This window comes from Pseudomonas putida S13.1.2, assembly GCF_000498395.2.
Taxonomy (GTDB): domain Bacteria; phylum Pseudomonadota; class Gammaproteobacteria; order Pseudomonadales; family Pseudomonadaceae; genus Aquipseudomonas; species Aquipseudomonas putida_Q.
Window position 1 is genome coordinate 3,468,219 of sequence record NZ_CP010979.1, and the last position, 21,256, is coordinate 3,489,474.

A 21,256-nucleotide genomic window follows, 5' to 3' on the forward strand; every position below is an offset into this window, starting at 1 on the left:
CCGGCCGAGGCCGGGTTTTTTGTGCTCATTGCAAGAAGGATTACTTCTTGGAACGGCCCTTGTACACGCCACCTTCGCGAGTGTCGATGTCGATCCACTCGTCGATGTTGATGAAGTCGGCAACCTGCAGTACGGTACCGTTCTTCAGTTTGGCAGGCTTCATGACCTTGCCCGAGGTGTCGCCGCGAGCAGCGTTCTCGGTGTAGACAACCTGACGGCTGATGGTGGTCGGCAGTTCAACCGATACCAGACGGCCTTCGAAGAACACGGCTTCGCAGACGTCTTCCATGCCTTCTTCGATGAACGGCAGGACGGCTTCGATGTCCTCGGCGTTCAGCTCGTACATGGTGTAGTCGGTGGTGTCCATGAAGGTGTACGAGTCACCGCTGATGAACGACAGGGTCGCTTCTTTGCGATCCAGGATCACGTCGTCCAGCTTGTCGTCCGCACCGTATACGGTTTCGGTCTTGTAGCCGGTCAGCAGGTTCTTCAGCTTGGTCTTCATGATCGCGCTGTTACGGCCCGACTTGGTGAACTCAGCTTTTTGAACCAGCCACGGGTCGTTGTCGATCCGCAGGACGGTACCGGGTTTCAGTTCTTTACCAGTTTTCATTACGAAGTATCCGAATCTGGATGGATTTATAAAAATCGAGGCCGCGTATCATAGCGAATTTCGGTAAAAGTGTACTAGCGCTGTGGCAAGGTCCGGCTGAGCGGCCTGTCGCAACGCCCAAAGCCGGGCATGCTGTTGCAGTTCTGGCCAGTGCTGGCGGGCGGCCTGCCACGCATGGCCCATGTCACGGTCCATGTTCCAGGCACGCCACAGGCCCAGCAGGGCGGCATCGGCTTCATCTGACAGGCCGCGTCGATAATGCGCCAGAAACGCTTCGAGCTTTTCCCAGTGGGCGTTCTCGTCCTGCACATAGATGTGCCACAACATCGGCTGCCCGGCCCACTGCGCACGCAAGAACGAGTCCTCGCCGCGCACCGCATTGAAGTCGCAACTCCACAACAGCCGGTCGAAGTCGTCCTGGCTGACGAAAGGCAGCACCTGCACGGTCAGCGCCCCGCGCTTGCGCACGCTGCCCACTGGCAGCGGCGCCTCGCCAAGCCACTGGCTCAGCCCCGCGACGATGCGCCCTTGCGGCACCAGCAGGTGGCACGGTTGCGCGGCTGTGGCCAAGGCATCCAGCCAGTTGGCCAACTGCGGGTTTTCGTAGGCAAACAGCGAAATCAGCAGTGCGCCCTGCTCGGGCGCTACACCCAGCCCCTGCAGAAACGCCTGGCGTGCCTCGGCCGATTGCTGGAACGCGTCGCGCCGCGCCAGCAGCGAGCCCTCGCGCAGCAGCCCGCCGGTTTTCTCGGTAAAGCCGGGGAAGAAAAACACCTTGCGCAGGCCGTTGGGCTGCGGCGAAGGCAGACCATGGCAACCCTCTACCCAGTCCTCGGCACTGAGGTATTCAAGGTTCAGCCACAGCGGTGGCGTGGCGCGGGCACGCATTGCCTCGACATAGGCCGCCGGCAACTGGCACGCGAAGGCACCGATCACCACATCGGCAGGCGCCACCGGCAACCAGGCCACCGGCCACTGACGCACCTCCACACCGTGCTGCCACTGCTGCGCAGCGCTGGCATCCGCCCCAGGGCACATGGGCGTGAACGCGTTCAGGTCATCTACCCACAGGCGTACCGCCAAGCCATGCTCAGCCACCAATTGCCGGGCCAGGCGCCAGGTCACGCCGATATCGCCGTAGTTATCGACGACACTGCAGAAAATGTCCCAGGTGGCTTTCATCCGCCCCTCCCGTTCTGGTGCAAAAACCGCGAATTCTGCGGATAAATTGTCGCCGACAAAAGCACCCACACGGAAAAATGCCCGGGCGCATGCGACAATGCACCCCGACCTACCCTGCCAGGAGGCTGCCATGGCCCGCCATCGTGAACTCAAAATCACCCTCAAGCCGCTGCCGTTGATTGTATGCGTTGCCTTTGGCCTGTGGCTGGGCGCCGTTGCCATTGCCGCGAGCCTGTGGCTGGCGCTGCAACTTTGGCCACAGCAGGTGCAGCCACTGGCCCAGGCCGTGGCCCCCAGCGTGTACCGCCCTGCCGCTCCCTCGGCGCAGGCCCCGGCGCAAGATGCTCAGGCCGAGATGTTCGACCGCTACAAGGACATGCTGCGCAAACAAGAACTGCAACAGGCCGCCGAGGCCGCCCAAGGCAACCCGCGCAACCTCAACAGCCCCAAATGCCAGTTCTGGATGCAGCAGAACCGCACCGCACCCACCGACAAAAGCCAGGCCAACGTGCTGGAGTTCTGCTACTGACCATGGACAAGACCCGCCTGCTGGCGCAGATCGTCGCCACCCTCGAGCATGACCTGGACGTGCTCACCCGCGCAGCGCAAAGCGCCTACGAAGCCGCCACCGCCGAAGAGAACATTGCCGAAAACAAGTACGACACCCTGGGCCTGGAAGCTTCGTACCTGGCCACCGGCCAGGCCCGCCGCAGCGCCGAGATCCGCCAGGCGCTGCTGATCTACCAGCAATTGCTGCTGCGCGACCATGACCCGGCGCGTGGGGTGCAGATCAGCAACCTGGTAAGCCTGGAAGATGAGGAAGGTAACCCGCGCCGGTTGTTCCTCGGGCCGGAGGCGGCGGGGCTGAAGATTGGCGAGGGGGATGAGTTGGTGACCGTGATTACCCCGCGCTCACCGCTGGGGCAACAATTGATGGGCAAGCGGGTGGATGATGAGGTGAGACTGGGGGCGCAGGCATTGTTCATTACGGGTATTGCCTGACCGGGCCCTATCGCCGGCAAGCCAGCTCCCACAGGGACCCCGCAATATTCAGGCCTGTGGTAATCCTGTAGGAGCTGGCTTGCCGGCGATAGGGCCACTACAGGCAATACACACCTAAACGGTTTGCAAGGCATCGAACCGCCCCGCCAACCCCTGTTCGGCAAACTGTTCCACCACAAAATCGATAAACGCCCGGGTCTTGCCCGGCATCAGCTTGTGCTCGGCGAAGTACAGGCTGATATGCCCGTCATCCACGTACCAGTCCGGCAACACCCGCCGCAGCCGGCCGCCCTGAAGGTACGGCACGGCAAACGGCAGGCTCACCAGGGCAATCCCCAGCCCCTGCTCGGCCACCGCGCACGCCGCGTCCGAATCGCTCATGGTCATCGCCTGGCGCAGTTGCATCGGCTGCTGCGCCTGCCAGCGGCTGGTCAACGGCCACGAGCGCACCCGCCCGGTCTGCGGCGAGCGGATGAGGATGCCGTCGTGCCGTTGCAGCACCTGCGGGTCTTCAATCGGCGCGTGCTGCTGCAGATAGGCCGGCGCTGCCACCAGCACCCGGTGCGCCGGTGTCAGCTTGCGCGCTACCACCCCCGGCGGCAGATCGAAACCACCGCCTATGGCTGCATCGAAGCCCTGACCGATCAGGTCGACCTGGCGGTTGTCGAAATGCCAATCCGGGGTAATCGCCGGATAGCGGCGTAGAAACTCGCCCAGCAAGGGCAACACATACAAGCGCCCGAACACAGTGCCCATGCTCACCCGCAACAACCCGGCCGGCTGGCCTTCGGCGCTGGCCAGGTTGGCCACGGCGTACTGGATAGTACGGAAGCTGTCGCTGACCTCACCCAGAAAACGCTGCCCCGCCTCCGTCAGGGTCAGCTTGCGGGTACTACGCTGGAACAACCGCACGCCCAGGCGCGCCTCCAGCTGAGCCACGTGCTTGCCGACGGCGGCGGGGGTAATGCTCAGGCGCCTGGCAGCCTCGGCAAAGCTGCCCACCTCGGCACTGCGGATGAAGCATTCCAACGCGTTGAACGATTCCACGGCCATGATTAGCAACCAAAGGTTTACTCTGCTGATAGTGATTGCCATCTTATCAGCAGGTAATCAAGCGCCGATACTTTGCCCATCCAAGGCATTTCGGCCTGGCTTCCAGCAGGAGATCAGCATGTCCAAGCAACAGTCACTCGAAGGCAAAGTGGCCCTGGTTCAGGGCGGTTCTCGCGGCATTGGCGCAGCCATCGTGCGGCGCCTGGCCCGCGAAGGTGCGCAGGTGGCCTTCACCTATGTCAGCTCCGCCGGCCCGGCAGAAGCACTGGCCCGCGAAATTACCGAAAACGGTGGTAAAGCCCTGGCACTGCGGGCCGACAGCGCCGACGCCGCCGCCGTGCAACTGGCAGTGGATGACGCCGTGAAGGCCTTCGGCAGGCTGGATATCCTGGTTAATAACGCCGGCGTGCTGACGGTGGCACCGGTGAGCGAATTCGACCTGGCCGACTTCGACCGCATGCTGGCGGTGAACGTGCGCAGCGTGTTCGTCGCCAGCCAGGCCGCAGCACGCTACATGGGCCAGGGCGGGCGCATCATCAATATTGGCAGCACCAACGCCGAGCGCATGCCATTTGCTGGCGGTGCGCCTTATGCCATGAGCAAGTCGGCGCTGGTTGGCCTGACCCGTGGCATGGCCCGTGACCTGGGGCCACAGGGCATTACCGTGAACAACGTACAGCCAGGGCCGGTGGACACCGACATGAACCCCGCCAGTGGCGAATTCGCCGAGAGCCTGATCCCGTTGATGGCGATTGGGCGGTATGGCGAGCCGGAAGAGATTGCCAGCTTTGTGGCTTACCTGGCGGGGCCGGAGGCGGGGTATATCACCGGGGCAAGTCTGACCATTGATGGTGGGTTTGCAGCTTGATTTGATGGGTTGCCTGTTCTGGCCCCATCGCCGGCAAGCCAGCTCCTACAGGATCACCACAGGCCTTGAACCTGTGGGGGTCCTGTAGGAGCTGGCTTGCCGGCGATGGGGCCAGAACAGGCTCAATCATTGCAGCCCAGATGCTGCTCCATCACCTCCAGAAACGCCCGGGCAGCCGGCGTCGGGCTGGAGGACCACACGGCATACAGGTGCCGCACCGGCGCATCCACCAACCGCGCCACCGCCACACCGTCGATGCCCTGGGCCACCCGTTCCGGCACCAGGCCCACCGCCATGCCCCGCTGTACAAACTTTTCCACCAGGCGCACATGCCCGATCTCGAACTGCACCTTGTGCTGCAAACCCGCTGCCTGAAACGCCTCATCGGTCTGGCGCCGCGCCCCGGTGCCTTCGGGGAAGTCCACCAGCACTTCACCCGCCAGGTCGGCCAGCGCCAGCTGCCCGCGGCCGGCCAGCCGGTGATCAACCGGCAACAACGCCACCAGTTCTTCCCTGGCCAGCAAACGATGCTGCACACCCTGCACCACCTCGCCCTGCCACAGGCCAATGAAGCCAACGTCCAGGCGCCGCTCGACCACATCGGCAACCAGCAATTCGCTCTTGGCGGTGATCCAGCGCACATCCACATCGGGGAATCGACCGTGGAACACTGCCAGCAGGTCGACCAGGTCCAGCGCCGTGAGCGAGCTGATTTCACCAATCGCCAGCCGCCCGCGCACCTGCCCGCAGGCCGCGGCCACATCATCGGCAATGCGCCGGGCAGCCTCCACCGCCGGCCGCGCGCTAAGTACAAAGGCCTCGCCGGCAGGCGTCAGGCGCACCCGCCGCGAACTACGTTCGAACAGGCTTACGCCCAGTTGCGCTTCCAGCCGCGCCACCTGGTGGCTGAGCGCCGACTGCACCACATGGCAACGCTCCGCCGCACGGGTAAAACTGCCGGTATCGGCCACGGCGAGGGCGTACTCAAGCTGCTTGAGGTTCATCGATCTATCTGCTTTCAAGATGGATAAGTTGAAAACTATACATTGGCGTCATGCCTGACACTTCTTGATAATTCCCCCACTTACTACTGCCCGCCACGAGAACCCCATGAACGCCCCCACTCTCAGCCGCGCCATGATCCTGCTGATGGCTACCGCCACCGGCCTGGCCGTGGCCAGCAACTACTACGCCCAACCGCTGCTGCACAGCATCGCCCAGCAGTTCGGGCTGAGCACTGCCAGCGCCGGCAGCATCGTCATCGCCGCGCAGCTCAGCTATGGCGCCGGCCTGTTGTTGCTGGCGCCACTGGGTGACCTGTTCGAACAGCGCCGGCTGATCACCGTGATGACTGCCATTGCCACCTTGGGCCTGGTCATCAGTGCGTGCGCGCCGAGCCTGCCCTGGCTGCTCCTGGGCACGGCGCTGACCGGGCTGTTTTCGGTAGTGGCGCAGATCCTGGTGCCCATGGCCGCGACCCTCAGCGAGCCACATCAGCGTGGGCGCGCAGTCGGCACGCTGATGAGCGGCTTGCTGCTGGGCATCCTGCTGGCACGGACGGCTGCTGGTTTCATGGCCGAACTGGGCGGCTGGCGCAGCATCTATGTGCTAGCCGCTGTGCTGATGGCGATCACTGCCGTGGCGCTGTACCGCAGCCTGCCGCAGCACCACAGCCATGCCGGGCTGAAATACCCGGCGCTGATCGGCTCGGTGTTCCGCCTGTTTATTGAAGAACCGGTGCTGCGCCTGCGCTCGCTGCTCGGCCTGCTGTCGTTCAGCTTGTTCGCCCTGTTCTGGACGCCCCTGGCGTTCCTGCTGAGCAACGGGCCATACCACTATTCGGATGCGGTGATTGGCCTGTTCGGCCTGGCCGGTGCAGCCGGTGCGTTGTCGGCCAACTGGGCCGGGCGGCTGGCCGACCGCGGCAAGGGCGCCCTGGGCACCACCGTGGGCCTGGTGGTGTTGCTGCTGTCGTGGGTACCGCTGGGCTTTGCCCAGCAGTCGTTGCTGGCGCTGCTGCTGGGCGTGCTGATGCTTGACCTGGCGGTGCAGCTGGTGCACGTCAGCAACCAGAACGCGGTGATTGCCCTGCGCCCCGAGGCACGCACGCGGCTGAACGCCGGGTACATCACCTGCTACTTCATTGGCGGGGCGCTGGGGTCGTTGCTGGGCACGCAGTTGTTCCAGCACCAGGGCTGGATGGGCATTGTGGTGGCGGGCCTGGTGATTGGCGGGCTGGCGTTGCTGGTGTGGGGCCTGGCCGAGCGTAAGCGCAAGACCACCTTGCAGGTGGCCTGAAAGATTCTTGCTGGCCTCTTCGCGGGCACGCCCGCTCCCACCGGTGCATCACAAGCCTCAGGGCAGTGACAAGCCTGTGGGAGCGGGCGTGCCCGCGAAGAGGCCATTAGCCACGGCGACAATGCACCGCACTACCCTCCGTCGCATGGTCGTTGACTTGCCTGCCCGTGCAGCGCTCATTAGGCGCTGGTCAATGCCCTTTCCCGACAGGACGACGTTATGACAAGACTCACGGTGCAATCCGGCGATTTCTTGCAAGGTGAAGGCGAGTATCGCAACGGATCGCTCACACTCAAGACCCCGCGCAGCCCCTCCCCGGGTGAGCGGATTTCCCTGGCCCGCATCAGCGACCTCAGGCTGGCCAGCCTCGAAACCAACCGCAGCCTGGGCAGCGCCCTGGGCTGGGGCGTGGCCGGGGCCCTGGTAGCCGGGCCGGTGGGGCTGCTTGCCGGGCTGTGGCTGGGCGGCAAGGAGCAAGAAGCCACCTTCCTGGCCACCTTCAAGGATGGCCGCAAGCTCATGGCCATTACCGACGGCAAAACCTGGTCGAAGATCGATGACAGCTGGCGCCAGCACAAGCGCCCCGCCAACCAGGGCTGAATATCGCGGGGCCTGGATCGTTTTATGCTGAAGGCGGCTGCTAAGATGCCGCCTTTTTCATGGCCTGTGCCGGCCTCTTCGCGGGTAAACCCGCTCCCACAGGAAAATCACCGCCCTAGGGTTCTGTGATAACCCTGTGGGAGCGGGTTTACCCGCGAAGAGGCCCGCACAGGTATGCCCATCCAGGAGCCCCGCATGCCCCCGTGTCACCCCCGCCTGCCCCTGAGCCTGCTCAGCCTGGGCCTGGCCCTGCATTGCCCCCATGTGCTCGCCGAAGACAGCGTGGTGCTGGCCCCGTTGCAGGTGTCCGACACCTATGCCAATGACGGCTACCAGGCTCGCCAGGCAGCGGTGGGCAGCTTCCAGCCGGCGCCCCTGCTCGATACCCCTGCCGCCATCAGCGTGTTCAGCCAGCAACTGCTGGAAGACCGCCAGGTGCGCAAGCTCAGCGAAGTGTTGCAAAGCGATGCCTCGGTTGGCGAAAGCTATGCCCCCATCGGCTACTACGAAAACTTCAACGTGCGGGGCTTCGAGCTGAATGCCGCCAGCAGCTACCGCATCAACGGCCAGACCATCGCTGGCGAGCAGAACGTGGCCCTGGAGAACAAGCAGCAGGTAGAGCTGCTAAAGGGGTTGTCGGGGCTGCAAAGCGGTGTGTCGGAGCCGGGCGGCCTGATCAACTACGTAACCAAACGCGCCGAGGATGTGCGCAGCGTGACGGTGTCGACCAACGAACAGGGCGAACGCTACCTGGCCACCGACCTGGGTGGCTGGTTCGGCAGCGAAAAACAGTTCGGCCTGCGCGCCAACCTCGCCCATGAAGACATCCGCTCCTACGTCGACCACGCAGATGGCAAACGCGACTTCGCTTCGCTGGCCTTCGACTGGCAGATCAGCCCGGATGCCACCCTGCAGCTGGATGCCGAATACCAGCACCGCGAGCAGCGCTCGGTGCCGGGTTATCAACTGCTAGGTGGTACCGAAGTGCCCCACGGCATCGACCCGGACGACCGCCTGGCTTACCAGGATTGGGCAAAGCCTGTGCAAAACGACTCGCTGAACCTGGGCGGGCGCTTCGAGTACCGCTTCAACGAGGCCTGGACCGGCACCTTGAGTGCCTCGCTCAGCAAGGTGGTGATCGACGATTACAGCGCGTTTGCCTGGGGTTCGAGCGAAGGCGCCTTCTTTGGCAGCAATGGCGATTACGACATCTACGACTTCCGCAGCCCCGACGACACCCGCCGCACCGATGAGGCCCAGGCCATGCTCAACGGGCACTTCGATGCGCTGGGCGTGGGGCATGAGCTGACCGTGGGTACCAGTGCGCAGCGGCGCACGCTGGATCAGCGCCCGTACTACAACGAGTGGCTTGGCACCGGCAACATCTACACCGGGGCCCCTGCCCTCGACCCGTCCGACAAACCCGTCGGCGCCAGCGAACGCCGACTGGACAGCCGTCAGTACGGCGTATTCATCAGCGACCGCATCAGTTTCAACGAGCAATGGCAGACCGTGCTGGGCGCCCGTGAAGTGCGCCTGGATGAAAAGACCTGGGACGAAAATGGTGTTGCCGGGCGCCATACCCGTCAATACCAGTTGCTGCCCAATGCTGCGCTTATCTACAAGCCGCAGCCAGACACCACGGTATACGCCAGCTACGCCAAGGGCCTGTCTGCCGGCGGCACGGCCCCCTGGTTTGCCAGCAACGCCGCCGAAATCCTCGCGCCCACCACCTCACACCAACTGGAGCTGGGCCTCAAGCACGACTGGCAAGGCTTGAGCTTCAGCGCTGCGCTGTTCCAGATCCGCCAGGCCTACCAGTACGCACGCCCGGACGGTGCTGGCAATTTCACCTACGTGCAGCAAGGCCAGCAGAAAAACACCGGCCTGGAGCTGGGCGCCAGCGGCTGGGTGAGCCAGAACCTGCAAGTGCAGGCCAGCGCCGCAGCCATTCGTGCGCGGGTGCAAAACAGCGGTACCGAGGCCTACGAAGGACACCAGGCGATCAACGTGCCCAAGTTGCGGGCGGCGCTGCAGGCGCAATACACCCTTCCGGTACCGGGCTTGGCACTGCTGGGCGGGGCGCGGTACAGCGCCAGCAAGTATGCGAGCCAGGCGGGGAACGTGGAGGTTGGCGGGTATACCGTGTTCGATGTGGGTAGCCGGTATCAGACGCGCATTGGCGGGTATGACACGGTGCTGCGCCTGACCGTGGATAACGTGTTCGACAAACGCTACTGGCGGGATGTGGGGGATTACCTGGGGGATAACTACCTGTTCCAGGGGGCACCGCGTACCGCTCGGCTTTCGGCTTCGGTCAACTTTTGAAATCTTGGGGCTGCAAAGCAGCCCCAACAGCCCAAAAACAAAAAGCCCCCGGGCTTTTCAGCGCGGGGGCTCTTCGTAGAATGTGGCGGTGAAGAAGGGATTTGAACCCTTGATACGATTTCTCGTATACACACTTTCCAGGCGTGCTCCTTCGACCACTCGGACACTTCACCGTTTCTCTTCAAGCCTTGCGGCCCGTCGAGGTGCGCTAATTTAGTGAAAGACATTCCCTTTGGCAAGCACTTTTTTCAAATTTTTCATGTATTTGCATTTGCGCCGCGTTGAGCGCTGACCGACCAGTCAGCCTTGCTGCTTTACCTGGCCTCTGGCGCTGGGTAACGTCATCGCCACGCCAACAAAAGGACTCTGCCATGAGCGAGCTGATTACCTACCACGCCGAAGACGGCATCGCCACCCTGACCCTGAACAACGGCAAGGTCAACGCCATCTCGCCAGACGTCATCACCGCCTTCAACGCCGCGCTCGACCGCGCGACCGAAGCGCGTGCAGTGGTGATCATCACCGGGCAGCCAGGCATCCTGTCGGGGGGTTACGACCTCAAGGTAATGACCAGCGGCCCGAAAGAGGCCATCAGCCTGGTCACCGCCGGCTCCACCCTCGCCCGCCGCCTGCTGTCGCACCCGTTCCCGGTGGTGGTCGCCTGCCCGGGCAATGCTGTGGCCAAAGGCGCCTTCCTGCTGCTGTCGGCCGATTACCGCATTGGCGTCGAAGGGCCGTACAAGGTGTGCCTGAACGAAGTGCAGATCGGCATGACCATGCACCATGCCGGTATCGAACTGGCCCGCGACCGCCTGCGCCGCTCAGCTTTCCACCGCTCGGTGATCAATGCCGAAGTGTTCGACCCGCACGCGGCGGTTGATGCCGGCTTCCTCGACAAGGTGGTGCCGGCCGAGCAGCTGCAAGAAGCGGCACTGACAGCGGCGCGTGAATTGAAGAAGCTGAACATGCTGGCGCACAAGAACACCAAGCTGAAAGTGCGCAAAGGCCTGCTGGAGGCGCTGGACAAGGCGATCGAGCTGGACCAGCACCATATGGGCTAGGCGCACCGGCCTCTGTGGGAGCGGGCTTGCCCCGCGAAGCAGGCAACGCGGTGTATGGCACCGGCTTTGCCGGTGTTCGCGGGGCAAGCCCGCTCCCACAGCCAGGTAAGCACAGCAGCAAGGTTTGCCCGAACCAGTGCACATCCGTACACTCCGGCGACCGTCTGGTGTGAGTCGTACCATGCTTTATTCCTTGCGCATGCTTCTGCTGGCGCTGCATTTCCTTGTGGTTGGCGTCGTGGGCCTGGTCATTGGCCTGTGCCGCCCTTTCAACCCCGACAACAGCCGGGTATTCGCCCACCTCTACAGCCGGCCGGCTACCTGGCTGATGCGTATCAAGGTCAAGGCCGAGGTCGGCCCGCTATGGGACCAGCCCCCCGGTTGCGTGATCATCGCCAACCACCAATCCAACTTCGACCTGTTCGTGGTGGGCCAGGTAGTGCCACAGCGCACCGTGGCCATCGGCAAGAAAAGCCTGGGCTGGGTGCCGCTGTTCGGCCAGCTGTTCTGGCTGGGCGGCAACGTGCTGATCGACCGCAAGAACAGCTACCAGGCACGCAAGGCGCTGCAGAAAACCACCCGCGTGCTGCAGGACGACACCTCGATCTGGGTGTTCCCCGAAGGCACACGTAACCCTGGCGAAGACTTGCTGGCATTCAAGAAAGGCGCGTTCCACATGGCCATCGAGGCGGGTGTGCCGATTGTGCCGGTGTGCGTCAGCCGCTACGCCAGGCGCATGGGCCTGAACAGCTGGCGCCAGCGCACGGTGGTGGTGCGCTCGCTGCCCCCCATTGCCACCACCGGCATGACCCAAAGGGACATCCCGACGCTGATCGAGCAGTGCCGGATGCAGATGCAGCAATGCATCGACCGCATGGAACACGAGCTGGCCTGAAGCGGGTTGCTCTTGGGCCGGGTACGGCCCAAGCTGTACCCCGTGTTCAACCGGAATAAGCGGGCAACCATGGGTCGAGTCGTGGCATCGGCGGTGTACAGCGCCGGCAGAAAGGTCACCAACATCAGCATCGACGAAGGCAGCGAGTGGGCGCGCAAGCCGGGGCACTTTGTGTGGATCGGCCTGGAAGAGCCCAATGCCGAGGAACTGGCCAACCTGCAATGCCAGTTCAACCTGCACGAACTGGCCATCGAAGACGCCCTGGAAAAGCACAGCCGGCCCAAGCTGGAAACCTTTGGCGACGCGCTGTTCATCGTCACCTATTCGCCAGTGCGCCACGAAGGCAAGCTGGAGTTCATCGAAACGCATATCTTTGCCGGCAACGGCTACATCATCACCTGCCGTAACGGCCACTCCAAATCCTACGCCCTGGTGCGCCAGCGCTGCGAGGCACGGCCGCTGCTGCTGGAGCACGGTGAAGACTTTGTGCTGTACGCCCTGCTCGACTTCGTCACCGAGAACTACCAACCGGTCAGCGAGGCCATTCATGGTGAGATCGAAGAGCTGGAGCAAAGCGTGCTTGGCGGCTCGTTGCAGGAAGATGATATCCGCCGCCTGCACAGCCTGCGCCGCGACATCCTGCGCCTGCGCCGCTATGTGGCGCCCATGGTGGAGATAAGCGAGGAATTGCAGCGCCTGAGCTTCCCGTTTATCGACAAGAACATGCGCCCGTATTTTCGTGATGTGCAGATCCACGTGACACGGCAGATGGAAGACCTGGTCAGCATCCGCGACATCGCCAGCCAGACCATCGAAATCGGCATGCTGCTGGAGTCGTCACGCCAGAGCATCGTGCAACGCAAGTTTGCGGCGTGGGCGGCGATCCTGGCGTTCCCTACGGCGATTGCGGGGATTTACGGGATGAACTTTCAGAACATGCCGGAGCTGGGGTGGCACTACGGGTACTTCGGGGTACTGGGGGTAATCGTGCTGGGGTGTACGGGGCTGTTTGCCAGCTTCAAGAAATCTGGCTGGCTCTGAGATTGCCGGGGCCGCTTTGCGGCCCATTCGCCGGCAAGCCAGCTCCCACAGGACTGCACAGGCCTCCCAGGCAGTGCAATCCTGTGGGAGCTGGCTTGCCGGCGATTGGGCTGCAAGGCAGCCCCCGCCACTACGCCGCGTTATGCTTGCTCGTCGGCTGCTGGACAAAGCGCATCATCCACTCCCCCACCAGGTCGCCCTGGTGCTCGGTGGCCAGGCTGGCCACGGCCTTGTGGTACACCTCATCCCCCAGGTACTCCTGGCGGGCATCCAGCAGGGCGCGGGAGTAGTCGTGCACGAACTCCGGGTGGCCCTGGAAGCACAGCACCTGGTCACGAATGTGGTACGCCGCATTCGGGCAGAAATCGCTTGAAGCAATGACCGTGGCGCCTTCCGGCAATTCGGTCACCTGGTCCTGGTGGCTGATCAGCAAGGTCAGCTCCGACACCTCCGGGTCCATCCACGGCGCATGGGCCGCCAGCGAGTAGCGATGGATGCCCACGCCCCAGCCCTTCTCTGCCCGCTCGGCCTTGCCGCCCAGGGTCAATGCCAGCAACTGATGGCCAAAACACACACCCAGCAGTTTCTCGCCACGCTCGTAAAGCTTCAGCAAGTATGCCTTGAGCGTCTGGATCCAGGCATCGGTACCAAACGAATCGGCCTTGCTGCCCGTCACAAGGTAAGCATCGAACACTTCATTGTCGGCGGGGTAGTCGCCGTGCATCACGTTGTAGACACAAAATTCGGCGGCGATCGGCTGACGCGAGAAAAGCTGCTCGAACATCCTGCCGTAGCCCTGGTACTGCGCCGTCAACTCCGGTCGCAGGACATCGGTTTCAAGGATGCAGATGCGTAACGACATAGGGGTAGTCCTGAACGACATGGGTGGGAATCTGCTGTAGAGACTGACGCGAAAGACACGTACAAGCAAGTAGGCTGCACTGACGAACGGTCACATTTTGTGGGTACCTGGCTGGCACCTGCGCCACTGTCTAGTCAGAGCATGCCAGCCAGATAGCACATGGCCTCATAGCCAATGGCAATCGTAGAGCCACACAATTAGAACAAAGGGTTCTCAAACATGGATCACACACACCCTACTGTTGGTTGTATATCCACTTTCAAGAGGCAGGCAGTCAGGGCGCCACGCGGTGCCACTGTGATCGACCCGAAGCGCGACAAGGAAGCCAACGGGTATTCAGGAATAACAACAAGAAGGCGGTCCGCCATGTTCAGACAATCGAAAATTCGCCAAGCTGGGCTCATTCTGTTTGCCACCACTTTACTGTTGATCTTGCCGAACCTGACACGTTTGTTCGGCTGACAGTGGCGGTGGCGCCAATGGGCAGTGCACAGGTAACCTGCCGGCCTTGATGGTTGGAGATTGCCCATGCGCCACTGCCTTGCCCTGTTTGCGTTGTGCCTGAGCCTGCCGCTTTCGGCGGCGCAACTGCACCTGGAACTGGGCGCCAGCACGCGCCAGTGGAGCAGCGCCGAACTGCTGGCCCACCCGCAGGCCGAGGAAATCAGCGTCGATCAGGATGTTTCGTACAAACGCCCCATGCACTATCGGGCGGTGCCGTTGGCCACGCTGCTGGAAGGCGTGAACGCCGGCGATCACCTGCAGGCCGTGGCATTGGACGGCTTTGCCGCCGAAATGCCCGCCGCACCGTTGCTGCAGCAAGGGCCGGCACGGGCGTGGGTGGCCGTAGAGGACCCCGGCAAGCCGTGGCCGGCACTGGGCAAGGGCAAACCCAGCGCGGGGCCGTTCTACCTCGTGTGGACCCAGCCACTGGCCAGCGGCATCCGCCCGGAGCAGTGGCCGTTCCAGATTTCCACCCTGCGTAAACTGGCCGCTGTCGAAACACGGTTCCCGGCCTTGCTGCCCGACCCGAAGCTGCCAGCCGACAGCCCCGTGCGCCAGGGCTTTGCCTTGTTCCAGCAAAATTGCATGGCGTGCCACCGCCTGAACGGTGCTGGGGATGCGCAGATGGGGCCGGATTTGAATGTGCCGCACAACCCGACCGAGTATTTTCAACCGGGTTATCTGCGCAAATTGATTCGCGACCCGCAACGCCTGCGGCAGTGGCCACAGGCGAAGATGCCGGGGTTTACTGAAAGTGTGCTGAGTGAACAGGAACTGGATGCGTTGCTGGCCTATCTGGGGCATATGGCCGGGCGCAAACCGTAAGAACAGCGTGTGCTTTTTCGCGGGCTTGCCCGCTCCCACAGGATCACCACAGGGCTAGACATTGTGAGATACCTCTGGGAGCCCCGCGAAAAAGGCAACGGATACCTTCAGGCGGTCTGCCGTTCGTGCTTGACGCCCCACCCTTCCACCTCCCCCCCATAAGGTGTCACCAGCTGCTCAAAGGTCTCTTCAAAGTCACCAATACCGCCATAGGTGGCGTACATGACCTTGCTCAGTTCAAGGTGCCAGGCACCGTCGCCCAGCTCCTTCACCTGGGCATTGAGCGATTCGCCACGAAATTGCCCCGCGGCGCGGCGGGCCCCTGCCTCGTCGGGGAATACGGCATAGAACTCGATGGGGTGGATCTGGGTGAAGTCGAAACCGCCTGCCTTCATCTGGCGCAGGACGTTGCTGCTGATATCGTCGTTCTGGCTGCTCATGAATCGTCCTCCTGAATAAAGCAATGGATAGACTTTCCGTGCACTACGCACCTGCCGGCAATCAATGGCCGAGCAGTTCGAGCTGATGCAAGACGCGAATTGAAGCGGTGCCAACCCGCAGAATAGGGGGGCACCTTCCCTCATCGTAGCGCCTGAACAGGCGCCACGCAAACGTGTGGGTCAGGGCGCTTCGTGAATGCTGGTGATGGTCACCCCGCTATGCTCCTTGAGCCAGCGGGCGGTCGGGGAAATGGTGCGGTCCTGGAAGTCGTTGAGGTCCAGCTCGTCCATTACCGGGAACAGTTGCGAACGGATGGCCCGCGCGGCTTCCTCTTCGCTGGGGCGCAGCTCAGCCCGCAGCACTACGGTGGACGGTTCGCCTTTTTGATCGGCAAAGGTGACTTCCCACGCTTTCATTGAACAAGTCCTCCCAATCCAGAGACACCAAGGTGTGATGCCTGATCAACTGACCTTGGGGCTGGGAGAATGTTCAGTCTGTAAGGGCCTCTTCGCGAGGTAAGCCCGCTCCCACAGAGATATCAACGGCGGGATTGCGATGATATCCCTGTGGGAGCGGGCTTGCCCCGCGAATGGGCCGCAAAGCGGCCCTTTTGCAGCCTTACTTCGGCGTGCCGTGCACCACACCGGCTGTGTTATCCAAAAGGCTCTTGGTCGCCGTCTGGATGTACGCTTCCAGCTTTTTCAGCATTTCCGGCTGGTCCGGGCTTTCGATCAGTTCGGCCTTGAACTCGCTGCCCAGCTGGTAGCGATACATGCGTGGGGTCATGTCCTTGGACTCGATCAGGATGCGGTCGCCTTGCACCAGGCCAACGATCTGCTCGCTGCCCGACGGCTTGATCATGCCCACGCCCTGGTCGCCCTCTGGCAGGTTGAGCAGGTCGCGGCCCCAGCACTGGTGGCGGGCCGCGCCACCCAGGCGGCCCATGATGGTCGGCACGATATCGACCTGGGTGCCCACGGTGTGGTTCACCGCACCAAACTTCTCCTGAATGCCCGGGGCAATCAGCAGCAGCGGCACGTTGAAACGGCCCAGGTCCAGTTCGGTGACCTGCTGGTGGTTGCCAAAGCCATGGTCGCCGACGATGACGAACAGGGTTTCCTTGAAGTAAGGCTCTTTACGCGCCTTCTCGAAGAACTGGCCCAGCGCCCAGTCCGAATAGCGCATGGCAGTGAGGTGCTCGTCCAGGCGGCCTTGCCCGGTGACCTTCTCGACCGGCAGGTCTTTGGGCAGCGCATACGGGGTGTGGTTGGACAGCGTCTGCAGCAGCGCGTAGATCGGCTTCTTGCCGTCGTGCTTGGCCAGTTCCTCGTTGCCGCGGTCGAACATGTCCTGGTCGGACACGCCCCAGGTCGGGTCGGAGAACACCGGGTTGACGAAGTCGTTACGGCCAATGAAGGTGGTCATGCCCTGGTTGCCGAAGAACCCGGACTGGTTGTCCCAGGCAAAATCACCGTTGTAGACGTACACGTCGTCGTAATCACGGGCGCTGAGCAGTGCCGGCAGGCCAGACAGCTTATGGCCGCCTTCCGGGGTCTGCATCAGGTATTCGAAACCTGGCAGGTTGGGGAAGCACGCCATGGTGGCGAACATACCCTGGTGGGTATGGGTGCCGTTGGAGAAGAAGCGGTCGAACAGCAGGCCTTCTTTGGCCAGCTTGTCGAAGTACGGGGTGATGTTGTTGGGGCTGCCCAGCGCACCCACCGAGTGGCCGGCAAAGCTCTCCATCAGGATCACCACCACGTTCTTGATCGGCAGGGTGCGTTCGGCCGGCGGCAGGAAGTCGCGGCGGATGGCAGCCTCGTCGGCATCGACCAGGGTGTCGTGGGCGGTCAGCAGCTGTTCGCGCACGCTTTGCGTGGCCACGTTCTGCTCCAGTACCGGCTTCCAGATGTTGGCGCGGTCTTCGCCGAAGCGGCTCTTGGCGGCGTCGATCAGGGTCAGGGTGCCGTTCAGGCCAAGCTGGTTGACGAAGTTGGAGTCGGTGGTAAAGGCATCACCCCAGCGCATTGGCGGGCCTTGGCGCAGGGTGCCACGGGCAGCGACCACGGCCACCAGCAGAATCACCATGAACACCGCCAGGCGGTTGTACCACGGGGCAGCGCGGTGCAGGCCATCGCCACGGGTGGCGCGGTCGATACCTTTGAACAGCAAGCTCAGCAGCCAGGTGCCGAAGGCCCAGGCCAGCAGGTAGCGCACGACAGGGAAGCCGTACCAGAGCATGCTCATGACGGTTTTCGGGTCTTCCTTGATGTACTGGAACACCAGGCCGTTGAGGCGTTGGTGGAACTCGCGGTAGAAGTCCATTTCCATCAGGCCGAGGAACATCACCACGCTCGAGGTGAGGGTCAGCCAGAAGCGGAACACGCCACGCCGGGCCATGGCCCAGGGGCTGAGGATGGCCAGCAGCAGCGGGATGCTGAGGTAAACCACTACCCGCAGGTCGAAGCGCAAGCCGTTGAGGAAGCCTTCGGCGACAGTCGAATAAGGGGTATCGCCGATCATGTCGCTGTTGTAGACCAGCAGCGCCAGGCGCACCAGGCTGAGCATCAGCATGATCACCAGGCCGCTGAGCAGCGTGTAGGCCAAGTGGGATTTCAGGGTCGGCGAAAACGACGTTCGCGCGCCCTGTTGCTTCAAGGCGTCCGTGTTAGCCATGAATGGGAAGGTCCTAGGATTGCGGTTTGCGAAGAGGCGCTGGTGCTAGACCAACGCAGCATTGTGCGGGTGCGGATTCTGTTTAAACCAATGTGAAAATTTTGTCACTGGGATGTTGCGGCTTTTGTCTGTGCCGGCCTCTTCGCGGGCTTGCCCGCTCCCACAGGAGCCCCGCAACTCTTGAGAGCGGCGTAGTACCTGTGGGAGCGGGCGAGCCCGCGAAAAGGCCGGCACAGGCGTTCAGATGCGCACATTCCCCCGCGGCCCGGCAATCGCCCAGATCACCAGCCCCACCACCGGCAGCAGGGCGATCAACAAGATCCACAACACCTTGATACCCACCTCGCTGCCGCTCTTGATCACATTGAGGATGGCCCAGATATCCAGCGCCAGAATGATCAGCCCGACCAGGCTGTTGAATGTAGACCCCATGCCTAAACTCCTGTCCAGAGGCTTTGCTGCACAGCATAGCCAGCTATCGCACCAATAGAAGGGAATCCTTGGCCGTTGGCGCAGGTCCCTGAGTAGACTGACTGCAATAATTGATTCGAGGTTCGCATGCCCCCCGCACACAGCCAAAGCGCCGCCCCACCTTCACTGCTGCACGCCTGGCGCCAGCAGGTTGCCAACACGCCCTGGCTCAGTGCCGGCCTGGGGTTGAGCCTGCTGGCGGTGGTCGCACTGCTGGCGGCCAGCTTCTGGAACGCGGTGAACGGCGACCATGCCGATAACCTGCACCTGGCCGTGCTGGGTGGGTTGTCCGGCTTTGGCGCCACCGCGCTGGGTGCGGTGCTGGCCGTGGTGCTGCGCGATGTCAGCGCCCGCAACCAGGATGTGATGCTGGGTTTTGCCGCCGGCATGATGCTGGCCGCCAGTTCGTTTTCGCTGATTCTGCCGGGCCTGGACGCCGCCCGCGAGATCACCGGCAACGGCCCCGCAGCGGCCTTTACCGTGGTGCTGGGCATGGGCCTGGGCGTGTTGCTGATGCTGGGCCTGGACCGTTTCACCCCGCATGAGCATGAAAGCACCGGCCCGTGCGGCCCCGAGGCCGAGCGCATCAGCCGGGTTTGGCTGTTTGTGCTGGCGATCACCTTGCACAACCTGCCCGAAGGCATGGCGATTGGCGTGAGCTTCGCCAATGGCGACATGAACATCGGCCTGCCGCTGACCAGCGCCATCGCCATCCAGGACATACCCGAAGGCCTGGCCGTCGCGCTGGCCCTGCGCGCCACCGGGCTGTCGAACATGAAAGCCGCGCTGGTTGCCATAGGGTCTGGGCTGATGGAGCCGCTGGGGGCGGTGATCGGACTGGGGATTTCGACCGGTTTTGCACTCGCCTACCCGATCAGCATGGGGCTGGCGGCGGGGGCGATGATCTTTGTGGTAAGCCACGAGGTGATCCCCGAAACCCACCGTAACGGGCACCAGACGGCGGCGACCCTGGGGCTGATGGGTGGGTTTGCGGTGATGATGTTTCTGGATACCGCGCTGGGCTGAAGCTGCCCTGCACAGATCCCTGTAGGAGCGGCCTTGTGTCGCGATGGGGCGCAAAGCGGCCCCGGCAATTTGTGCGGCGAAGCTGAAAACGCCGGGGCCGCTGCGCGCCCCATCGCGACACAAGGCCGCTCCTACACGGGACCGCGCCTGGCTTTAGATGTGTACAGCGACTTTCAGGGCTTCCAGGGCTGGCTCGACCTTGATGCCCAGCTCGGCACCCAGCTCCAGCACCCGCGCCAGGTCGTTCTGCCCCACCATCACCACCTGCAGCTCGTCATCCAGCAACTGGCTGAAGTTGAGCAACACATAACCACCGGCCTCCTTGTTCAATGCGCCCATCTGCACCTGGATGCGGTTGAGCGCGGTCAGTGGCTCGGTGCGGGCCAGTTGCTTGGGCTTGAGGGTGAACGGCACGCTGCTATCGAACGAGTCGCTGATCTGCTGGAACAGGTCCTGATAGCTGTCAGCCTGGAACACCACAGTGTCCGGCAGGCTGCCCAGCACCACCCATTCGCCCAGCGGGATGGGGAAGCTGTCGTCGTAGTTGATGTCGGGGTTGGCGGCCAGGAAAGCGGCCGGGTCGGCGTAGGCCTGGGCGGCCTCGTCGGCGACGCGCTCGATGTCGGCCTCACGCATGCAGCCGGCGCCAATGAGGCTGATGAATTCGAGCAACTGAGTTTTCATGAAAGGGGGCCTGCGACGGGTGAAAAGTCGCCAAGGATAGCCGCAAATGCCCCCTGGCAGTTAGCCGGCCAGCGCTTGCAGGCGCGCGGCAGTGTCTACCGCGCCCATGGTTTGCGCCGCCATCAGCGCGGTGGCGCCGCGGGCATCCTGGCGCGCCGGGTCGGCGCCCTGGGCCAGCAGGTAGTCAAGGATTTCGCTGCGGTTGAACATGGCCGCCAGCATCAGCGCGGTGCGCCCGTCCTGCGCAGCGGCGTCCACCGGCACGCCGTGCTCCAGCAGCAGGCGGATCATCGCCATGTCACCCTTGAAGGCAGCACCGGCAATCGGCAGCTGGCCGTTGTCGTTGGCTATCAGTGGGTCGGCGCCCTGCGCCAGCAGCACCCGCACCGCGTCGTGGTGGCCGTGGTAGCTGGCCAGCATCAGCAGCGTGTCGCCCTTGTGGTTGCGCAGGTTGGCCGGCAGGCCACTGGCAAGCAGGCGCTCGAGCATTTCGGCGTCGCCCTGGCGGGCACGCTCGAACACTTGCTCGGCGAATGCAGCGGTTTCGTCGTCGGTCATGGTGGCGGGCGGGGTTTGGCTGGACATCGGGAACCTCCTGGCATAAATGATTGCCCAAGTGTTTGTCAGGCACGCCATTGCGGTCAAAGGTTCAGATTCTATAGGCCCGATAGCCAACGCCCGATCCGTGCAAAATGCACTATGCAAAATGCACGACCATGCAACCTGCACGGTACCGCTGCTGCAAATACCCCATAACTGCCTGTATTTACTGGGTTTTTCTTTAGATCAAGTTCTGGCACGGTCGCTGCAACCATCAACTCATGTC

22 protein-coding genes and 1 tRNA gene are annotated in these 21,256 nt (G+C 63.0%); 11 read left to right on the top strand and 12 right to left on the bottom strand.

The window, feature by feature from the left end; all coding sequences use genetic code 11:
* Nucleotides 1–40 precede the first annotated feature (40 nt).
* Together N805_RS15285 and earP are read right to left on the bottom strand one after the other, a co-directional pair.
* Complete coding sequence (locus N805_RS15285) at nucleotides 41–613, bottom strand: elongation factor P (RefSeq protein ID WP_019473423.1); 573 nt, start codon at nucleotides 611–613, stop codon at nucleotides 41–43.
* 48 nt (nucleotides 614–661) lie between these two features.
* Nucleotides 662–1,795 carry an elongation factor P maturation arginine rhamnosyltransferase EarP gene (gene earP, locus N805_RS15290; protein ID WP_019473424.1) on the bottom strand — a complete coding sequence of 378 codons (1,134 nt, stop codon included), beginning with the start codon at nucleotides 1,793–1,795 and terminating at the stop codon, nucleotides 662–664.
* A gap of 130 nt (nucleotides 1,796–1,925) precedes the next feature.
* Here earP and N805_RS15295 point away from each other — a divergent pair, with 130 nt between their 5' ends.
* Together N805_RS15295 and N805_RS15300 are read left to right on the top strand one after the other, a co-directional pair.
* Nucleotides 1,926–2,324 carry a hypothetical protein gene (locus N805_RS15295; RefSeq protein WP_019473425.1) on the top strand — a complete coding sequence of 133 codons (399 nt, stop codon included), beginning with the start codon at nucleotides 1,926–1,928 and terminating at the stop codon, nucleotides 2,322–2,324.
* Nucleotides 2,325–2,326: 2 nt separating this feature from the next.
* The gene (locus tag N805_RS15300) at nucleotides 2,327–2,797 is read left to right on the top strand and encodes a GreA/GreB family elongation factor (protein ID WP_019473426.1); all 471 of its coding nucleotides are present in this window, start codon (nucleotides 2,327–2,329) and stop codon (nucleotides 2,795–2,797) included.
* Nucleotides 2,798–2,911: 114 nt separating this feature from the next.
* On the opposite strand, the gene N805_RS15305 is transcribed toward N805_RS15300, so the two are convergent.
* Nucleotides 2,912–3,850 carry a LysR family transcriptional regulator gene (locus N805_RS15305; RefSeq protein ID WP_019473427.1) on the bottom strand — a complete coding sequence of 313 codons (939 nt, stop codon included), beginning with the start codon at nucleotides 3,848–3,850 and terminating at the stop codon, nucleotides 2,912–2,914.
* 118 nt (nucleotides 3,851–3,968) lie between these two features.
* Between N805_RS15305 and N805_RS15310 the strand changes: the two genes are divergently transcribed.
* Entirely contained in the window at nucleotides 3,969–4,718 is a 750-nt protein-coding gene (locus N805_RS15310; RefSeq protein WP_019473428.1) for a 3-oxoacyl-ACP reductase family protein, read from the top strand.
* Nucleotides 4,719–4,840: 122 nt separating this feature from the next.
* Here the strand turns inward: N805_RS15310 and N805_RS15315 are convergent, their stop codons facing one another.
* On the bottom strand, nucleotides 4,841–5,722 hold the full coding sequence (locus N805_RS15315) for a LysR family transcriptional regulator (protein WP_019473429.1): 882 nt from the start codon (nucleotides 5,720–5,722) through the stop codon (nucleotides 4,841–4,843).
* 106 nt (nucleotides 5,723–5,828) lie between these two features.
* On the opposite strand from N805_RS15315, the gene N805_RS15320 reads away from it, so the two are divergent.
* From N805_RS15320 to N805_RS15330, 3 genes are all read left to right on the top strand, one after another.
* Entirely contained in the window at nucleotides 5,829–7,016 is a 1,188-nt protein-coding gene (locus N805_RS15320) for an MFS transporter (RefSeq protein ID WP_019473430.1), read from the top strand.
* 219 nt (nucleotides 7,017–7,235) lie between these two features.
* Nucleotides 7,236–7,616, top strand: a complete 381-nt coding sequence (locus tag N805_RS15325; RefSeq protein ID WP_016500947.1) for a hypothetical protein — start codon at nucleotides 7,236–7,238, stop codon at nucleotides 7,614–7,616.
* Between the two features lie 195 nt (nucleotides 7,617–7,811).
* A complete protein-coding gene (locus N805_RS15330; protein WP_019473431.1) occupies nucleotides 7,812–9,944 on the top strand; it encodes a TonB-dependent siderophore receptor in 2,133 nt (710 codons plus the stop codon).
* A gap of 83 nt (nucleotides 9,945–10,027) precedes the next feature.
* Here the strand turns inward: N805_RS15330 and N805_RS15335 are convergent.
* Nucleotides 10,028–10,117 (bottom strand) — tRNA-Ser (locus N805_RS15335).
* Between the two features lie 198 nt (nucleotides 10,118–10,315).
* On the opposite strand from N805_RS15335, the gene N805_RS15340 reads away from it, so the two are divergent.
* The 3 genes from N805_RS15340 to N805_RS15350 all read left to right on the top strand — a co-directional run bounded on the left by N805_RS15340 (nucleotide 10,316) and on the right by N805_RS15350 (nucleotide 12,941).
* Nucleotides 10,316–11,005, top strand: coding sequence for a crotonase/enoyl-CoA hydratase family protein (locus N805_RS15340; protein ID WP_019473432.1), 690 nt, complete (start codon nucleotides 10,316–10,318; stop codon nucleotides 11,003–11,005).
* Between the two features lie 181 nt (nucleotides 11,006–11,186).
* A complete protein-coding gene (locus tag N805_RS15345; RefSeq protein ID WP_019473433.1) occupies nucleotides 11,187–11,900 on the top strand; it encodes a lysophospholipid acyltransferase family protein in 714 nt (237 codons plus the stop codon).
* A gap of 69 nt (nucleotides 11,901–11,969) precedes the next feature.
* Entirely contained in the window at nucleotides 11,970–12,941 is a 972-nt protein-coding gene (locus N805_RS15350) for a magnesium and cobalt transport protein CorA (protein WP_026034663.1), read from the top strand.
* 130 nt (nucleotides 12,942–13,071) lie between these two features.
* Here the strand turns inward: N805_RS15350 and N805_RS15355 are convergent, their stop codons facing one another.
* Complete coding sequence (locus tag N805_RS15355; protein ID WP_019473435.1) at nucleotides 13,072–13,803, bottom strand: amidotransferase; 732 nt, start codon at nucleotides 13,801–13,803, stop codon at nucleotides 13,072–13,074.
* Between the two features lie 528 nt (nucleotides 13,804–14,331).
* Between N805_RS15355 and N805_RS15360 the strand changes: the two genes are divergently transcribed.
* Nucleotides 14,332–15,132: a cytochrome c gene (locus N805_RS15360; RefSeq protein WP_019473436.1), complete on the top strand. Its 801-nt coding sequence runs from the start codon at nucleotides 14,332–14,334 to the stop codon at nucleotides 15,130–15,132.
* Nucleotides 15,133–15,239: 107 nt separating this feature from the next.
* Here N805_RS15360 and N805_RS15365 read toward each other — a convergent pair whose 3' ends face one another.
* The 4 genes from N805_RS15365 to N805_RS15380 all read right to left on the bottom strand — a co-directional run bounded on the left by N805_RS15365 (nucleotide 15,240) and on the right by N805_RS15380 (nucleotide 18,681).
* Nucleotides 15,240–15,572: a ribonuclease E inhibitor RraB gene (locus tag N805_RS15365; protein ID WP_019473437.1), complete on the bottom strand. Its 333-nt coding sequence runs from the start codon at nucleotides 15,570–15,572 to the stop codon at nucleotides 15,240–15,242.
* A gap of 180 nt (nucleotides 15,573–15,752) precedes the next feature.
* Complete coding sequence (locus N805_RS15370; protein WP_019473438.1) at nucleotides 15,753–15,989, bottom strand: hypothetical protein; 237 nt, start codon at nucleotides 15,987–15,989, stop codon at nucleotides 15,753–15,755.
* 202 nt (nucleotides 15,990–16,191) lie between these two features.
* Nucleotides 16,192–18,249, bottom strand: a complete 2,058-nt coding sequence (locus N805_RS15375; protein WP_019473439.1) for an LTA synthase family protein — start codon at nucleotides 18,247–18,249, stop codon at nucleotides 16,192–16,194.
* A gap of 240 nt (nucleotides 18,250–18,489) precedes the next feature.
* Entirely contained in the window at nucleotides 18,490–18,681 is a 192-nt protein-coding gene (locus N805_RS15380) for a PLDc N-terminal domain-containing protein (protein WP_012271091.1), read from the bottom strand.
* Nucleotides 18,682–18,807: 126 nt separating this feature from the next.
* Between N805_RS15380 and N805_RS15385 the strand changes: the two genes are divergently transcribed.
* Nucleotides 18,808–19,746: a ZIP family metal transporter gene (locus N805_RS15385; protein WP_019473440.1), complete on the top strand. Its 939-nt coding sequence runs from the start codon at nucleotides 18,808–18,810 to the stop codon at nucleotides 19,744–19,746.
* Nucleotides 19,747–19,899: 153 nt separating this feature from the next.
* On the opposite strand, the gene N805_RS15390 is transcribed toward N805_RS15385, so the two are convergent.
* Both N805_RS15390 and N805_RS15395 read right to left on the bottom strand, forming a co-directional pair.
* Nucleotides 19,900–20,430, bottom strand: a complete 531-nt coding sequence (locus tag N805_RS15390; protein WP_028614193.1) for a hypothetical protein — start codon at nucleotides 20,428–20,430, stop codon at nucleotides 19,900–19,902.
* 60 nt (nucleotides 20,431–20,490) lie between these two features.
* Entirely contained in the window at nucleotides 20,491–21,015 is a 525-nt protein-coding gene (locus N805_RS15395) for an ankyrin repeat domain-containing protein (RefSeq protein WP_019473901.1), read from the bottom strand.
* Nucleotides 21,016–21,256: the final 241 nt, after the last annotated feature.

What these genes read in the sequence shown, in the direction of transcription:
- N805_RS15295 (WP_019473425.1), top strand. Translation starts at nt 1,926, where the DNA reads ATGGCCCGCCATCGTGAACTCAAAATCACCCTCAAGCCGCTGCCGTTG.
- N805_RS15305 (WP_019473427.1), bottom strand. Translation starts at nt 3,850, where the DNA reads ATGGCCGTGGAATCGTTCAACGCGTTGGAATGCTTCATCCGCAGTGCC.
- N805_RS15370 (WP_019473438.1), bottom strand. Translation starts at nt 15,989, where the DNA reads ATGAAAGCGTGGGAAGTCACCTTTGCCGATCAAAAAGGCGAACCGTCC.
- N805_RS15385 (WP_019473440.1), top strand. Translation starts at nt 18,808, where the DNA reads ATGCCCCCCGCACACAGCCAAAGCGCCGCCCCACCTTCACTGCTGCAC.
- N805_RS15340 (WP_019473432.1), top strand. Translation starts at nt 10,316, where the DNA reads ATGAGCGAGCTGATTACCTACCACGCCGAAGACGGCATCGCCACCCTG.
- N805_RS15285 (WP_019473423.1), bottom strand. Translation starts at nt 613, where the DNA reads ATGAAAACTGGTAAAGAACTGAAACCCGGTACCGTCCTGCGGATCGAC.
- N805_RS15345 (WP_019473433.1), top strand. Translation starts at nt 11,187, where the DNA reads ATGCTTTATTCCTTGCGCATGCTTCTGCTGGCGCTGCATTTCCTTGTG.
- N805_RS15380 (WP_012271091.1), bottom strand. Translation starts at nt 18,681, where the DNA reads ATGGGGTCTACATTCAACAGCCTGGTCGGGCTGATCATTCTGGCGCTG.
- N805_RS15365 (WP_019473437.1), bottom strand. Translation starts at nt 15,572, where the DNA reads ATGAGCAGCCAGAACGACGATATCAGCAGCAACGTCCTGCGCCAGATG.
- N805_RS15325 (WP_016500947.1), top strand. Translation starts at nt 7,236, where the DNA reads ATGACAAGACTCACGGTGCAATCCGGCGATTTCTTGCAAGGTGAAGGC.
- N805_RS15360 (WP_019473436.1), top strand. Translation starts at nt 14,332, where the DNA reads ATGCGCCACTGCCTTGCCCTGTTTGCGTTGTGCCTGAGCCTGCCGCTT.
- N805_RS15300 (WP_019473426.1), top strand. Translation starts at nt 2,327, where the DNA reads ATGGACAAGACCCGCCTGCTGGCGCAGATCGTCGCCACCCTCGAGCAT.
- N805_RS15315 (WP_019473429.1), bottom strand. Translation starts at nt 5,722, where the DNA reads ATGAACCTCAAGCAGCTTGAGTACGCCCTCGCCGTGGCCGATACCGGC.
- N805_RS15310 (WP_019473428.1), top strand. Translation starts at nt 3,969, where the DNA reads ATGTCCAAGCAACAGTCACTCGAAGGCAAAGTGGCCCTGGTTCAGGGC.
- N805_RS15375 (WP_019473439.1), bottom strand. Translation starts at nt 18,249, where the DNA reads ATGGCTAACACGGACGCCTTGAAGCAACAGGGCGCGCGAACGTCGTTT.
- N805_RS15390 (WP_028614193.1), bottom strand. Translation starts at nt 20,430, where the DNA reads ATGAAAACTCAGTTGCTCGAATTCATCAGCCTCATTGGCGCCGGCTGC.
- N805_RS15395 (WP_019473901.1), bottom strand. Translation starts at nt 21,015, where the DNA reads ATGTCCAGCCAAACCCCGCCCGCCACCATGACCGACGACGAAACCGCT.
- N805_RS15320 (WP_019473430.1), top strand. Translation starts at nt 5,829, where the DNA reads ATGAACGCCCCCACTCTCAGCCGCGCCATGATCCTGCTGATGGCTACC.
- N805_RS15355 (WP_019473435.1), bottom strand. Translation starts at nt 13,803, where the DNA reads ATGTCGTTACGCATCTGCATCCTTGAAACCGATGTCCTGCGACCGGAG.
- N805_RS15350 (WP_026034663.1), top strand. Translation starts at nt 11,970, where the DNA reads ATGGGTCGAGTCGTGGCATCGGCGGTGTACAGCGCCGGCAGAAAGGTC.
- earP (WP_019473424.1), bottom strand. Translation starts at nt 1,795, where the DNA reads ATGAAAGCCACCTGGGACATTTTCTGCAGTGTCGTCGATAACTACGGC.
- N805_RS15330 (WP_019473431.1), top strand. Translation starts at nt 7,812, where the DNA reads ATGCCCCCGTGTCACCCCCGCCTGCCCCTGAGCCTGCTCAGCCTGGGC.